Raw genomic sequence first — 13780 nt, forward strand, 5'->3', positions numbered from 1 at the left:
GAAGGGCCCCCAGTCGGTAGGTCAGCCGCGTCGGGGCGCGGGGATCGGAATGGACGGGGCCGCGACGTACCTGGCTGCGGCTGCTGTCGCCTCCGCTAGAGCCTGGGCGATTGTCGCTCCGCGCAAGCGGTGGGCCAGGTAGGTGCCGGCGAGGGTGTCCCCGGCACCGGAGACCTCGTGCGCATAGCGTGGTGGCGGAACAGCAGAGGCGACCCGACGCCCGAAGCTGTGGACCACGGCGGCCCGGGGACCGTCGGTGACGACCACCTCTCGCAGCGTGTCGCAGTCGACCGCCTGGTCCAGGAGCAGGTACTCGGAGGCGTTGACGAACAGAGTGCCCGCCGCCGACAGCCAGGGTGCGGCAGCGCGGATCATCGCCTCCGCGCTCGGAAGGAAGAAGTCCACGCTGAACTGGGCTGTGGTCTGGGCGAGTTGAGCGAGTACCGCCTCGACGTCCAGCGGACGGCGGCAGCAGACGTGAAAGGTGGCGCGCGGGTGCGTGCTCGCGTGCCCCAGCGCATGCTCGGTCAAAGCCTCTGCCACGCCGTAGTCCGTGCGGACCTCCACCAGTTCGCCCTGCAGGTCGTACTCCAGGTCGAAGGTCGTTGACGTGCCTCTTGCCTGGAGCCGCGCCGACCAGTCGAGCGTGTCCAGGCTCGGCGCCTCGGGGAGGTGGGCGAGATCGTTTCCGAGGACGCAGACAGGTGCCGCCCGGCGGCCAGCCTTCGTGGCCGCCAGCGATACGAACAGGGCCGCGCCGCCGAGCCGAACCCCGCCCCGGTGGTCGGGATAGCGGGTCAGGTCCCGGCTGATGTTGCCGATCACGTCGAGCCGCACCACGCGCTCCCTCAATGGGCCATCAGGTAATCGGGGTTGGGTGTGCGCAGCCGACTACCTTCGTGCAGACCGGTCGTCGACGGCAGAGCTGCGGGGAGGGACCGTTGAGGTACAGGCGCTTGAAATAAATCAAGACGAGGTGCACCCACCACGTCGGCTCCACCCCGTCTGGGATGGTGACTTGGTACTCGTTGGCGGTGATCAGAGAGCGGAACTCGGCCGAACGGGCGTGAACGACCGCTTCGAGGACATGCCGCATCCGTTCGTGAGCCACGGGGCCCGACGGGAGGGCGATGCCCAGAATGGGCGCCAGCTTGGTGACCATGCCGGAGTCCACCGGGATGATGCCGCAGTGGTACCCGCGGGCGGTGAGCAGTGCGCACTGAGCGACCTTGAAGGACGCACCCCGCACCCGCGTGGCGAAGTCGAGAACCAGGCTGTCGAGATCCGCCGACTCCGCGGTCGGATCGACCCCCTCCTCCTCCCAGCCCTGGAGCAGCTTGGCGAGGGAGCGCATGTAGCCGATCCGGGCCTGCGGCAGGCCAATGGGGCGCACCAGCGAGGCCAACTCGGCGTCCTTGCTTGCGACGAGGCCGTCGAAGCCACGGGAATCCGCCGATGTGATCACCCTGGCGTAGGTGTCCACCATTCGGTAGGAGATCCGGGAGGACCAGCCGGCGGCGAGCATCCGTACCCGCGGATCGCCGAACGAGGTCGGCCACCATCGGTTCTCGTCGTGATTGGCCTCCACCTCAGTCCGCACGTCCGGCAGACCGGCGGCGCGAGCAACCAGTCGGTGGACGCGCCGAACTTCAAGCGGCGTCGGCTTCACGCGTTCGATCGTCATGATCCGACTCCAGCAGGAACTCGGGCGGCCAGCAGTGCCATGGCGAGATTGGACGACAGCACCGGCTTTCCGAACCGGTGCTCCAGCTCGGCGATCACCGGCAACGTGTGCCACCCGGTGCACGAAAGGATCACCGCTCCAGCGACATTGAGGGCACCCTGCGGTAGCTGCTCCACCAGGGCAAGGACCTGGTCGGGAGTGACGTCGGGGTAGCCGTCGGTCAGGCCCAGACTCGTATGGGCCAAGACCTCCACGCCGGCCTCGGTGAACGCCGCAGCTTCCGCTTTGGTCACCGGCCCGGGGTACGGCGTGACGAGGACTACACGCGCCACGGCCGCCTCGGTCAGAGCCTGCAGGAGGGCGTCGAAGGCGGTGAACACGCCGCTCGGTAGCGGCGGGCCACCGGTGAAGTGCGCCGACGTGCATGCCAGCATCGCCACATCGAGCGGGATGTGCGACAACGAGTCCAGCGCCTGAACCGATGACTCGCGCAGCCCGTGCCAGAAGGAGGCGTCGATCGCCGTCGTTCGGGACGCGGGCACGAGCCGTGTGTGGTGGAAGATCGTGTGGCGCAGGCCGAGGCGGGCCAGCTCGGTCTCCACGGCGACGTTGGCCCAGGGCAGCAGGAGACCTGCACGGATGGTGCGATCCGCCGTCGCATCCAGGGCCGCCAGGGTCGTGAGCGTCCCGTCAGGAAGCGGATGCAACGCGTTCTCCGAAGATCATGCGCGGCGAGTGGCCGGTGACCACCAGGTCACCGGTGGTACCGAGCGGCACCGCGGTACCGCGCTCGACAACCTGGATGGAGTACGAGCCCAGCCGTCGCCAGTAAGTGCCCTCTTCGCTGATGAAGTAGGAGTGGAGTCCGGGCACCCGAAGGCCGGTTGGGTACACCCGCTCCTTCATCGGCTGATCCCAGGTGAAGTCGATGTCGGCTTTCCATGACGTGAAGTGCTCGGCCGACGGCAGCGGCCCGCGCTCACTGAGTGCGGCGAGCGGGGTACCAGGGAACGCCCTCGCAAGACGCACGTTCGTCCGGTGGCATAGAAGGCCAGCTTCGAGAATCCCGGCTAGGCCGCGAAGGTTCGCCACATGAGTGCTGTGGGTCTCCCCTGGGAGGCCGTATATCAGGTTCAGGCCGGGGAGGAGCATCGGCAGGCCACCGGGGCCGCGAGCGGCACCCGCCGTGTTCACGTGCTCGACGGCGCGCACCAGGACTTCGGGTGTGCAGGTGAGGGTGTTGCGCTCGATGACGGCAGGGTCGAAGCTCTCGATGCCCATCGGCGCGCAGTTGCCCTCCGTGCAGAAGTCCGCCACGAGCTTGGCGATGCGCAAGCCGACGGGCGCGGCCACGGCCAACGGATCGGCGTTGTCGATGTGGAGCACCTCCAGCTCGGGGCAGTGCTCGCGGATGCCGCTGAGCAGGGCGCGGATCGCGTCCTCGTCCCGGTTGCGGTAGGAGAAGAAGCAGGTCTGCTGGCCGAGTCGGAAGTTGCGAACGCCGGCAGCGTAGAGCTGTGCTGCCTCGGCGACGACATCGTCGACTTCGCGGAAGGCGACGAGGGGCGACTTCGCAGGTTCGTTGCAGAAGTCGCAGAACTTGCGTCGGGTGCAGCCGCGGTACAGCTCCAGCTCGGCGATCGGACGCCAGGGCATCTGCTCGACGAGGCCGGCGAACGAGTCGCGCTCGCGTCGCATCTGCTCATAGTCGGCCGGGCGCCGACTGCCGAGCAGCAGCTCGCCGGACGTCACGGTATGGGTGTGGACGGCGTCGAACACCCCGGCGTACTCCGCAGGGGAGGCCAGAGCGTAGGCGGACAGAGGTCCGAGGAGATAGCGGCGACCCCGCGTGCAGGCGAGCGCGCGGGCGATCTCCTCGAACGACCCGTTCACGGCGTGCAGATGGACGGACGGCACCGCGTCTCCGGCGATGACGATCACGATCTCGGCGTCCCGCAGGAGCTGAATGGCGGCGTCCCGGTTGACGGTGGCGGAGTACGTGAGCCGATCGCTCTGGGGCGGTTCGACGGTGGGCTTGCCTCCGGCCAGGCACCAGCGAACGTCGTCGATGGTCACGTACCGGACATCCGCCTCCGGCCGGGCCCGCCGCAGTGCCGACCAGGCGTTCCGGACGTAGGTCGACAGGTAGGGCGGTACGCCGAGGCCGCTCGGCTCGACGGTGAAGCAGTCCAAGATCACTACGGGCTGCAATGGGTTCTCCCTCCAGGGCGGCCGGGTGCCGGTGGTGCTGTAACGGCGTCCTCGCCGGGAGGCGTGAGCCCCACAGCCCTCTCAGTGTCAGCGCGGGCGGAGTTCGGGAGGAGGGAGTGACAGGGTTGTTCGGTTGTACGGGGGTTGTGTTTCGTGGCTCTGTGTCCGAAGGCTGGGACGCAGCGTGAGCCACAAGGCATCATCTGCACATGGGTAGTTCGAGGGGGAGCGGAGAGGCCAATGCCGCGTTCGCGGCAGTGCTCGGGGAGGCTGGCTGTTCGCACGCCGCTTTGGCGCGCAAGGTAAATGAGCTTGGTGCGCTACAGGGCGAGGTCTCCCGCTATGACAAGGCATCGGTATCCCGTTGGCTCGGAAAGGGGATGAACCCGCGAGGCCGCGCCCCGGAGTTCATCGCCGCTGCCTTGGCCTGGTTCTTAGGCCGCCCCGTATCCCCCGTGGATATCGGCTTTGTTGAGCAGTCCCAACGCCCCGTGGTCGCGAGGGCTTTGACGTACCGTGAAGATGTGGGTGAAACACTTCATACGCTCGCGGAGCTCGGTTCGACCGATGTCTCGCGGCGCAGCCTCCTCGGAGCGGCGCCGTACGTCGCGACAGCCCTTCTAGACCCTCAACGGCAGTGGTTGCTGTGGCTCTTGGAGGACGAGCAAGCCCCCCGGCTAGCCGTAGTTGCCGGCAGCGGCCCTGCCGCGCAGGTCCAGGCGATGATCGAGATGTTCGACGAGATGGACAACCGCTTCGGCGGCGGTGGAGTCCGAGCGAGCATCGTGCACTATCTGAGCACCGAAGTCGCCCCCATGCTGCAGCAGCGCAACTTGCCCCAGCATCAGCGCCGCCTCCTGTACACCTCGGCTGCGAAACTAGCGGCGATGGCTGGGTGGTGCTCGTACGACTCCGCCGACTACGGGCTCGCGGAGCGCTACATGATCCAGTCGCTGAGGCTGTGCGCCGAGGGCGGCGACCGCGTACTCGGAGGGCAGATCCTGGCTGGCATGTCGCACCTCGCCACCAGCCTCGGGAACCCCGCCGAAGGCGTTTCGTTGGCGAGAGCGGGTATCGCGACCGCCAAGTCGACGGGAAGCCCGCTCGGGCTCATGCGCTTGCACGCCATGGCCGCCCGCGGGTACGCCGTCCTAGGCGATTCCCAGCGCGCGACGGCATCCCTCCTGGCGGCTAGCAGGGACCTGGACGCCAGCCGGGGCCCTGCCGAGGAATCGTCGTGGGTTCGCTTCCTGGACCACCACTATCTGGAGGCCGAAGCTGCCCTGGTCCATCGCGATCTCAACGAAGCGGGGCAGTCCGAGCGCCTCGCCCTGGCGTCCGTCGAGGCGAACGGCGACCGTCGCCGTCGGCAGGCCATCAGTCGCTCGGTGCTCGCGACGGCGTTCCTCCAGCAGAACAGACTGGACGAGGCAGTCGGCACCGCGAGCAACGCCGTGGACCTGCTCGCCGGAGTCCACAGCGAGCGGTCTGTCCAAGCGCTTCGCGATTTCCGTGCACGTCTTGCTCCTCACCGAGGCGAAGCCGTTGTCCGCGACTTCGAGCGGAAGGCTCGTCCGGTACTCGGCACAGCTGCCTGACGTTGTCGGTCAGTACCCTTCCGGCGTCGGCGCGTTCTGGCCCTTGTCCACGGGCAGGTTGACCCCGGTCACCGCTCTCGACTGGTCCGAGAGGAGGAAGGCGATCACATCCGCCACCTCCTCCGGCCGCACCAGCTCTCCCGCTGGGAACTCCGAGCGGAACCGTGCGAAGGCCGGCGGGTCCTCCTGGCGCATCCGGTCCCATCGTTTGCCCGGGATGAGCATTGACCCGGGCGAGACTGCGTTCACGCGGATTCCGTCCCTGGCCAGCTCTCTGGCCAGGGACGTCACCATGTGAATCTGGGCTGCCTTCGCTGACCCGTACTGAGCCTGCGGACCCGGCTTCCACCCGGAGACCGAGGCCACCACGACGATCGATCCGCCGCCGGTTTCCCGTAGGTGTGGGGTACTCGCTGCGACCAGCCGGGCGACGTGGCCGACGTTCATCTCCCACGTCGCTGCCCAGTCCTCGGGGGATGCCTCGGTGATTCCCCGCCCGCGTGCACCGCCTGCGCACGCGACGACGCCGTCCACCCCGCCCAGCATTGAGACGGCGTCCTCTACGAACCGCTCCAGCAACTCCGGTACGGATACGTCCAGAGACCGCGCGAACAGAGCAGCCGGCGTATCCAGCGAACTGCGGAGTGCTTCCAGCGACTCAGGCTTTCGGGCGCACGTCGCCACCCGCGCTCCTTCGGACAGGAGCAGTCGCACCACGTGCTCGCCGAGCCCTCTGGAGCCTCCTGTCACCACAATGCGGCGGCCCGCGAACTGCCCTGTCGCACCTCGCTGTTCGCGGTCATGCCCTGCATCCGTCATCTGCGCAACCCTTCACCAACCGTGCCAACCCGCGTGGTCGAAGACATCCTGCATGCACCCTTCCTGGCCACGGTGCCGCAGCGGTTCCCTTGTGGACGTACCCGGCCCGGGGCCAACCGGCAGCAGTGATCAGCCGGCATTGGCGTATCGGATTCGGGTGACGAAACGAACCCGGGCCGGCAGCTCACCACCGCTCAACAGTCGAACCCGGGTCAGGCGGTCCCCAACACGAAGTGAGAGCCAGCGGCACCCCGCGCTCCTCTCCCGACTAGGGAGTCACCATGTCCCAGGCACCACACCAGCGAGACACGCTCACGCTGGCCGACACTCCCACGGCTGTGGGCCTGGCGCGGCTGCATGCCGCCGACGTCCTCTCCCATTGGGGCGTGCCCTCGGACGTCGTGGAGACGGTGCAGCTCATCGTTTCCGAGCTGACCACCAACGCGGTACGGCACCCCAAGGAGAAGGAGAGCGAGGAGGTTTCGCTGTTTTCTTCGCGGTTCGACGTGCAGACCTTCGAGCTGACGTTGGAGATGGTCCGTGACGCCGTCAGGGTGTCGGTGTGTGACCGCGACGTTAGGCCGCCCGTGCTGAAGGAACCCGGGGTTGAGGCGACGGGCGGACGAGGGGTCTTGATCGTTGCGATGATGAGCAGTCGCTGGGGCCACTACCCGGCGCGAGGCATGCCCGGCAAGGTGGTGTGGGCCGAGGCTGGCCTTAGCCCCGGGAGTCGCGTCGGTGAGAGCGAGAGCCTGGAGCGGCCACCGGGCCGACCTCCGTCGACCGGGCGCAGACGGCCACAGACCGACCCGCACTTGCTCGGCCGCGTGCTCGTCGGCGTCAGGGATCTCTGAGCCGTGGACGCGGCAAAGGGGGTCGGGTCGGTTCGCCAGGAGTCGAGGCTGTCCTCCTGAGAACGTCGCCTGTTCGACGGGGTACGGATGGCGAGTCCAGAGGCGCGGGCGGCGATAGCAGCGACGCCCCGTCACCGGGTGCGGCGTCCCGCCATCCTCTCTGGCGGGACGCCGCCCATCCTCAGCTAAGCGTGTGGTCGCCCTCGGACTGCCACTGAGCCCCCTCCGAGTTCTGCCCCTCATCCTCCGCGCGAAGAACTCGGCGCGCCTCGTGACCGGGCTGCTGTCCGCTCTGGACGCCGCCCTTCCCGACCCGTCCGTCCTGGGCGGCAACACCAGTAACCCCCTGATTGAAGGGACTACCGAATGAAGATTGGTACCGCGGTACTGCTCGCGGGCACGGCTGTCGCCGGGGTCGGCATGGCTCGCCTGCTCCAGGAGGCAAAGAGCCAGTGGGAGAGGACCGAAGCGACCCTCGCCCGGAACCAGTTGGACTGGCTGACACAGATCTCCACGGATCCCGCGGTGGCGTCGAAGTGGGCGCCCGCCGGAATGGCGGTCGAGGAGTACATGGGGCTGATGTCCGCCAACTCCCTGCTCTGCAGCTTCAGTCTGCGTGACCGGCTGGGCCGTGTGAGCAAGCGTCAGCGGGACCTCTACGCCTCGATGATCATGGACAGTGATGTCGCCCGGCGGTACTGGGACAAGTTCGGGCACCTGCGCGTTCAGGAGGCGGTGGGAGACCCGCATGCCGAGCAGTTCAACGACGCTCTGGTGAGGGCTGCGGACAGGGTCGCGCGGGCCGATCGCCAGGACGGGCCCGCTCCCGCCTGACCCGGCCGTGGCCGCGATCACGGCGGGGATCAAGACCGGGCCTTCCTCGCCCGAGGGAGGTGGCGCACCTGACGGTGTGCCCCGGCCGCGCCTCCGTGGGGGGAGGTTCGCGGCCGGCCCCGCTCCTTCGCCGCTCCCAGATCGGCACAGCGCTAAAGCATCCGGGACCGGCACGGGATCCCTCACCTCAAGGCGCCAGCAGTACATCCGCCCCGAAGGATGTAGACACCCCGTTCTGTATCTGACCCGCAGGGGCGCCTCCAGGCCGTCCTCCGCGCGGCTGAACCTGTGAGTCGCCGCGCGGAGGACTCCCCGCCACGCCCGGGGCTCGCTCGGTCTGGCGACGAAGAACCGAGCTGGACGAGTCCCGTGCCCGCGATATCTGCCGAAACCGATCCGGCTGGCGAGGTCACCGTCCTCACTCGCCGCACCACAACTGCCCCTGCCATAAGAGGAATTCAGCATGTGCGACCATCAACCCGTCTGTCCCACCGCCGCAGCCGCCGACCGTGAGGCGGCCCGTCTGACGGCACACCACCCCGAGCAGGGGTGGAGCCTGCTGTGCAACGGCGTCGTGCTTTTTGAGGACACCGGAGAACTGCTACCCGACGGACGGATCATCAGCCCGCACCGCCCCAAGGTGGCGGTGGCCGCGTGAACACCCTTGCCCCCAAGGACCTCGCCGCGGCATGTGCCGCGCTACGCGCCGTCGTCCGCCAACTCCCCTATGACACGGCGCTGCCCCCGGTCGAGGACCTGGCCCGCCGCACAGCGCAGACGGTAAAGCTCACCCGGGGAGCAATGCGCGAACTGGACGCCGACGGCGACATCGCCATCCCGCGCCGAGCACCGGTACAGCGGCTGCGCCCCGACGAGGCACACCCCAAGGACCAGGACCTTGTGCGGGAAGTCCGTGAGGGGATTCTCTCCGGGAGCTACCGGTCCGGTACCCCGCTGCCGACCGGACTTCTGGCCCGTCGGCACAATCTCGAAACCCGCCGCATGGCACGGGTATGTCGGCCCCTGCTCGGTGCCGGATTTCTCGTCCTCCGGGACGAGTCCGGCGGCCCCCGTCTTTACGTTGCTGTCCCCGTGCCGGGTGACGGCGATGGTCCCGGGCTGATCCGGGACTACGGCTTGATTAGCGAACATCGGGGCTCCGCCTTGTCCGCCGAGCCCGCCGGGACGGCGTAATGAGCCTCGCGCGCTTACTCATCAGCCGTGCGCCCCGCCACCGGCGCCTGGAGCCGGAGGGGCGCACCACCGGTCTCGTCCTGCTCGGGGCGAATGTGATCGGCTTCGCCCTGATTGGGCACGTGGTCGCACACGAGGCCGGTGCTGTCCGCGGCGTTGACCGGACCGCTTCGGTCCCGGATCAGACACCTGCTGAAGTGCAGCCGCTCCGCGCGGCCAAAGCCACGGCGGTACTTGAATCTGGTGGCCCCGGGTGAGGGCGGACGGCGTGAACGTTCCTCACCTCCTGACCGCGCCGTACGGCTCGGTACCTCGCCTGTCTCCCGCGGATGTGGGGCCGAGGAGGACCTGGCTGCCGCCGGCGCGTGATTGCCGCACCGGGCGGACCCTGCCGTGAGGGGCCGCATACGGCACACCGCCAACCCGACCCGCAGCAACACCCCTACACATCCGAGACAGTTGGAGCCCTCCATGACGCATCCCTCCAAGAGCCCGGCCATACCCTCGGATAGCGCTGTCGGCGGAGCACGTCTGCGTCACCTGGAGCGGGCTGCTCTGACCCACGGGGTGCCCGTGGAGGACGTGCTGTTGATCGCTGTCAACCTGTACGGGATCACTTCCGACCAGGACCGTCACCGGGCCCGGGTCAGCCTGCGCCTCACGCGCCGCCCCGATGTGCCTTGGCAGATCATCGTCCCTCTGAACCAGCCGGCCTCCCCATTCCTGCTCCGGGGTGACGAGCTGTCGCTGAACGACGAGGTGGTCGCGCACGTAGAGCGCATCGACGCCGACGAGGCGGTCGGAGGGTACTTCCGCAACGGCGGCCGTGCCGTGACTCTCAACCCCAACGCCCGCAGCCGGTGCGTCGGATGTGGTTGGTGCCCCAACACCCTGGAGGCCGCCGCTGACCCGCGGTTGCAGGAGGAGCAGGGGATTGACGACCTGCTGCGCGCCCTCGGTGAGCAGCACCCCCGCCGCACGTTGGCCGAACTGACCGAGGTCACCGTCTCCACCGGATGCTTCGAGCGGGAGGAGGCCGCTGTCGCTCACCTGATCGCCCTGCGGCCCGCTCTGGAGCGGGCTGGAGTCCAGGCCAGGATCGGCTTCCTCACCTCCGTGCTGCGCAGCGACGAAGCGTTGGAGACCATCGCGTCGCAGGTATCCCCGTTCGTGCTCAGGCTGACGGCCGAGCACTTCACCCGGCGGGAGGCCTTGATGAAGTCCACCAAGGCCGACCTCCGACCTCACGAGATGCCGGATCTGCTGGCGCGGGCGCGGGCGGCGGGGCTGGACACTTCGTACACGTACATCGTCGGGCTGGACCCGATGGAGAAGCTCGTGCGCGGGGTGAACGTGTTGGCGGGCGTGGTCAACGCGTTCCCGAACTTCCAGATTTTCCAGGCGCACACGGTGATGATGCAGGGCATGCGGACGCCGGGCGCGGACAGCCTGGAGTACTACCTGCAGGCGCGTACGGCCATCGAGCGGGCCATGGCTTCGACCGAGCTGAGGCCGGTGGGCTGGGAGTGCTACCGGCCGCTGTGGTACTTCACGTACGAGGGGGAGGACCTCGTCGATGGATCTCGCTGACACGGTCATCGACCGGGTGCGGGTAGAGCGCCTCGAAGAGAGCGTGGCGGGTCCGTGGGAGGCAGGCGACAGCCGGTTCGCCGTGGTGGTCGAGGCCCGAGGGGTGGCCGGAGCGTTCGCTCCGGTCGACGAGCTCCCCGCCGCGCTCGTCGCCACCCGGCTCGGACGGAGCGCGCTGCGGCACCCAGTGACCGACCACAAGGGTCTGCGGCGCACGCTCCTGGCCGAACTCGGTCCTCACTCGGCGGGACTCGGTCGCTGGGCTGTCGGGGCGTTGGACTGCGCGGTGTGGGATCTGCACGGCCGTCTTGCCGACCTCCCGGTCGCGGCCCTGCTCAGCGACCGGCCCGCACGGCAGGTGCCGATCTACTCCTCCTGGCTCTCCCTGGACCTGACGTCCCCTTCGGCCGCCGAGTCGGTCAAGGCCACGGCCAGCGAGGGGTTCGCCTTCACCAAGTGGGCGCTGCGCGACGCGGAACCCGGCGAAGTCGCACAGCTGGCCGAACATGCGGCAGCGTGGGCGGGGCAGAGTGTGGCGGTGGACGCCCTAGGCACATGGGGCCATCTGCGAGCCACGGAAGTCGCGCCGCTCCTCACCTCGGAGGCAGTGCGCTGGGTGGAGGACCCGCTGGAGCGGACCGACCGGGCCGCGTACACGCATCTGCGCGAGCACGCTGGCGGTCTGAGGGTCGCGTTCGGCGAGCGGCTGGCTCATGCGGAGGACGCTGTCGCCCTGCTGAAGCATTGCCGACCGGACGCTTTCACGTTCGACGCGGTGTGGTGCGGCGGCATCACCGAAGCGACGGGCTGGTTGGGCGCCGCGCACGATGCGACGGTGCCCGTCCACCTGCACGGCCGGGCGTTCCTGCCCGCCGTGCACCTGGCCGCCGCATTCCCGGACGCGGCGGGCGCGGTGGAGTACCAGGTGGTGTGGGAGCCACGCCGCCAGCGGGCGCTGCGCGGCACGCTCCAGCCGGACGTCGGGCACGTCGCTCTCCCCGACCGGCCCGGCCTCGGGATGGAGGTGCGCCGCTAATGCCCAGGCACACGGGCGAGTTGGCGGTTCACGGCCGACTGGAGCGGCGCGAAGGGACAGAGCTGTTCATCGTGGACGAGCGGCTGAGCGGGCACGACACTTTCCTGTCCACGACCCTTTGCCTGGACCAGCCGGTGTACCTGCCCGAACTCCCGGTCCGCATCCTCACGTTCGACGACGTCACCGTCCTTGCGTCCCTCGTATCCGTCCTGCCCCAGGCACAGGCTGGCGAGGAGTGGAGCGGCACACTGCTGATTCCGCACGGCGTGCGCCCGCCGACGATCCCCGACGACCTAGCCCAGGCCGCAGCCGAGGCCGGTGTCGACACCAGTGGCTGGTCGGCGGCCGAGGCACGGCAACTTCTGACCTTCCTCGGCGAAGCCGACCCCGGTCCCGTGCGTGCCGAACGGATCGGCATGATCATCGAGGCTCTGGAGGGTGATTCGTGAGCGCGGCGGACCCGGTGCGTCTGGTGAGCCTCGACGTCGGATACACCTTGGGAGAGCCGTCTGGGACGACATTGACGCAACGCCTGGTGGAGCTGTCCCCGCTACCGGTCCGGCAGGCGAAGCAGGTCGCCCAGCAGATTCTGCACGCCCTGGACCCGCGCAACGATGCGACAGCCCCGCAAACAGTGTGCGCCGCGCTCAGCATCGCGCCGTCCGCCTTCCGCCACGACCACCGTCCGCCCGGCTTCGTCCTGTGGCCACGCGCCGTGGAGGCGGTGGCGCGAATCGCCCGGATCGCGCCGGTGGTCACGCTGTCGAATGTGAGCTACTGGGACGAGCGGGAGACCGACGTCGCCGCGCTCCTCGCCCCTCACCTCCAGGCCCATCACCCGTCGTGGCAGCTCGGGTTCGCCAAGCCGGACCCGCGTGCCGTGCGAACTGTCGCTCGACTACACGGCCGTGATCCCGCGGAGGTGCTCCATGTCGGCGACAGCTTCGACTACGACGTGCGCGGCGCCCTCGCCGCCGGAGCCCACGCCCTGTGGATCAACCCGCGCCCGCCGTCCGCCGATGCCCTCCGGCTGCTGGCCGAGCACCCCGACCGGGTCACGGTCGTACCGGACCTCACCCGTGCGGTCGAGCACATCGAGCAGACCGTCCTTCCGTCAACCCACATGATCAGGAGTTCTTCCCCGTGAGCCAGTTCGACACCACCGCCCCGTACTACGCCGCCTACCGGCCCGGGATCCCGACGGAAGCCGTCGAGCTGCTCGCGAGGCGGGTGGCCGGCAAGGAGCACCGGGCCCTGCTCGACCTCGGGTCCGGCACCGGGCAAGTCCCCCTGGCCCTGGCCGGGGCTATGACGGAGATCGACGTCGTCGAGCAGGACGCGGGCATGCTCGCCGAGGCCGACAAGGCGCTCACCGGGCTGCCGGTCACCGTCCGCCTGCACAACGCTCCGGCCGAGGCGTTCACCCCGCCCGCCTCATACCGGGCGGACCTCGTCACGGTCTGCCGCGCCTTCCACTGGATGGACCAGAACGTGGTGCTGTCACGTCTGGAGGACATGACCGCGCCGGACGCGACCGTCGCGGTCATGGGCGACGGCAGCCTGTGGACCGCGCGCACCGCCTGGACCGATGCCCTGCGCGCCCTGATCCAGGAGTACCTGGGAGAGGAGCGGCGAGCCGGGGTGGGTAAGAAGTACGCGACGCACAACCGGCCGTACTGCGACATCCTCGCCGAGTCCGCGTTCAGCAAGGTCGAGGAGCACACAGTCACCGTCGAGCGGGAGTGGACCACCGAGACGGTGATCGGCTACCTGTACTCGACCTCCTTCGCCGCCCGACCGCTGTTCGGCGAGCGGGTCGACGACTTCGAGCGCCGCGCCCGGGCTCTGCTCGACGAGCACACCGCCGTCGGCGGCCTGATCGAGCCCGCCTCCTTCCAAATCGTCCTCGGCCAGCGCGGCTGACCCGCTCCTCCCCGTTCGCGCTGGGGCGGCCCCCTCC

General features: G+C 69.0%; 15 protein-coding genes. 10 read left to right on the forward strand and 5 right to left on the reverse strand.

Annotation, left to right across the window (positions count from 1 at the left end):
• Positions 1-21 precede the first annotated feature (21 nt).
• Genes GUY60_RS07110 through GUY60_RS07125 form a run of 4 tightly spaced genes read right to left on the reverse strand, consistent with a single transcriptional unit; the run spans position 22 to position 3895 of the window.
• Positions 22-837, reverse strand: a complete 816-nt coding sequence (locus GUY60_RS07110) for a PfkB family carbohydrate kinase (protein ID WP_312866212.1) — start codon at positions 835-837, stop codon at positions 22-24.
• A gap of 22 nt (positions 838-859) precedes the next feature.
• Positions 860-1684 carry a hypothetical protein gene (locus tag GUY60_RS07115; RefSeq protein ID WP_161694948.1) on the reverse strand — a complete coding sequence of 275 codons (825 nt, stop codon included), beginning with the start codon at positions 1682-1684 and terminating at the stop codon, positions 860-862.
• Positions 1681-2391, reverse strand: a complete 711-nt coding sequence (locus GUY60_RS07120) for a maleate cis-trans isomerase family protein (protein WP_161694950.1) — start codon at positions 2389-2391, stop codon at positions 1681-1683. Before GUY60_RS07120 ends, GUY60_RS07115 begins: the two co-directional genes overlap by 4 nt.
• Positions 2375-3895: a radical SAM protein gene (locus tag GUY60_RS07125; protein ID WP_161694952.1), complete on the reverse strand. Its 1521-nt coding sequence runs from the start codon at positions 3893-3895 to the stop codon at positions 2375-2377. Before GUY60_RS07125 ends, GUY60_RS07120 begins: the two co-directional genes overlap by 17 nt.
• 209 nt (positions 3896-4104) lie before the next feature.
• On the opposite strand from GUY60_RS07125, the gene GUY60_RS07130 reads away from it, so the two are divergent.
• A complete protein-coding gene (locus GUY60_RS07130; RefSeq protein WP_161694954.1) occupies positions 4105-5493 on the forward strand; it encodes an NsdA family TPR-like regulatory protein in 1389 nt (462 codons plus the stop codon).
• Positions 5494-5502: 9 nt separating this feature from the next.
• Here the strand turns inward: GUY60_RS07130 and GUY60_RS07135 are convergent, their stop codons facing one another.
• Positions 5503-6312, reverse strand: coding sequence for an SDR family NAD(P)-dependent oxidoreductase (locus GUY60_RS07135; protein WP_161694956.1), 810 nt, complete (start codon positions 6310-6312; stop codon positions 5503-5505).
• A gap of 281 nt (positions 6313-6593) precedes the next feature.
• Here GUY60_RS07135 and GUY60_RS07140 point away from each other — a divergent pair, with 281 nt between their 5' ends.
• The 9 genes from GUY60_RS07140 to GUY60_RS07180 all read left to right on the forward strand — a co-directional run bounded on the left by GUY60_RS07140 (position 6594) and on the right by GUY60_RS07180 (position 13743).
• A complete protein-coding gene (locus GUY60_RS07140) occupies positions 6594-7166 on the forward strand; it encodes an ATP-binding protein (protein ID WP_161694958.1) in 573 nt (190 codons plus the stop codon).
• 366 nt (positions 7167-7532) lie between these two features.
• The gene (locus tag GUY60_RS07145) at positions 7533-8000 is read left to right on the forward strand and encodes a DUF6082 family protein (protein ID WP_161694960.1); all 468 of its coding nucleotides are present in this window, start codon (positions 7533-7535) and stop codon (positions 7998-8000) included.
• A 463-nt stretch (positions 8001-8463) separates the two neighbouring features.
• The gene (locus GUY60_RS07150; protein ID WP_161694962.1) at positions 8464-8658 is read left to right on the forward strand and encodes a DUF5999 family protein; all 195 of its coding nucleotides are present in this window, start codon (positions 8464-8466) and stop codon (positions 8656-8658) included.
• Complete coding sequence (locus GUY60_RS07155; RefSeq protein ID WP_161694964.1) at positions 8655-9194, forward strand: hypothetical protein; 540 nt, start codon at positions 8655-8657, stop codon at positions 9192-9194. The genes GUY60_RS07150 and GUY60_RS07155 overlap by 4 nt, the downstream gene beginning before the upstream one ends.
• A gap of 582 nt (positions 9195-9776) precedes the next feature.
• The gene (locus GUY60_RS07160) at positions 9777-10784 is read left to right on the forward strand and encodes a hypothetical protein (RefSeq protein ID WP_312866215.1); all 1008 of its coding nucleotides are present in this window, start codon (positions 9777-9779) and stop codon (positions 10782-10784) included.
• Positions 10771-11820 carry an enolase C-terminal domain-like protein gene (locus GUY60_RS07165; RefSeq protein ID WP_161694968.1) on the forward strand — a complete coding sequence of 350 codons (1050 nt, stop codon included), beginning with the start codon at positions 10771-10773 and terminating at the stop codon, positions 11818-11820. The genes GUY60_RS07160 and GUY60_RS07165 overlap by 14 nt, the downstream gene beginning before the upstream one ends.
• A 71-nt stretch (positions 11821-11891) precedes the next feature.
• Positions 11892-12269 (forward strand): hypothetical protein, encoded by a 378-nt coding sequence (locus tag GUY60_RS07170; RefSeq protein WP_312866213.1) that lies wholly within the window; start codon positions 11892-11894, stop codon positions 12267-12269.
• On the forward strand, positions 12266-12967 hold the full coding sequence (locus GUY60_RS07175) for an HAD family hydrolase (protein WP_312866214.1): 702 nt from the start codon (positions 12266-12268) through the stop codon (positions 12965-12967). The genes GUY60_RS07170 and GUY60_RS07175 overlap by 4 nt, the downstream gene beginning before the upstream one ends.
• On the forward strand, positions 12964-13743 hold the full coding sequence (locus GUY60_RS07180; RefSeq protein WP_161694972.1) for a class I SAM-dependent methyltransferase: 780 nt from the start codon (positions 12964-12966) through the stop codon (positions 13741-13743). The genes GUY60_RS07175 and GUY60_RS07180 overlap by 4 nt, the downstream gene beginning before the upstream one ends.
• The last annotated feature ends 37 nt before the right edge of the window (positions 13744-13780 follow it).

Source organism: Streptomyces boluensis, from assembly GCF_009908195.1.
GTDB lineage: Bacteria > Actinomycetota > Actinomycetes > Streptomycetales > Streptomycetaceae > Streptomyces > Streptomyces boluensis.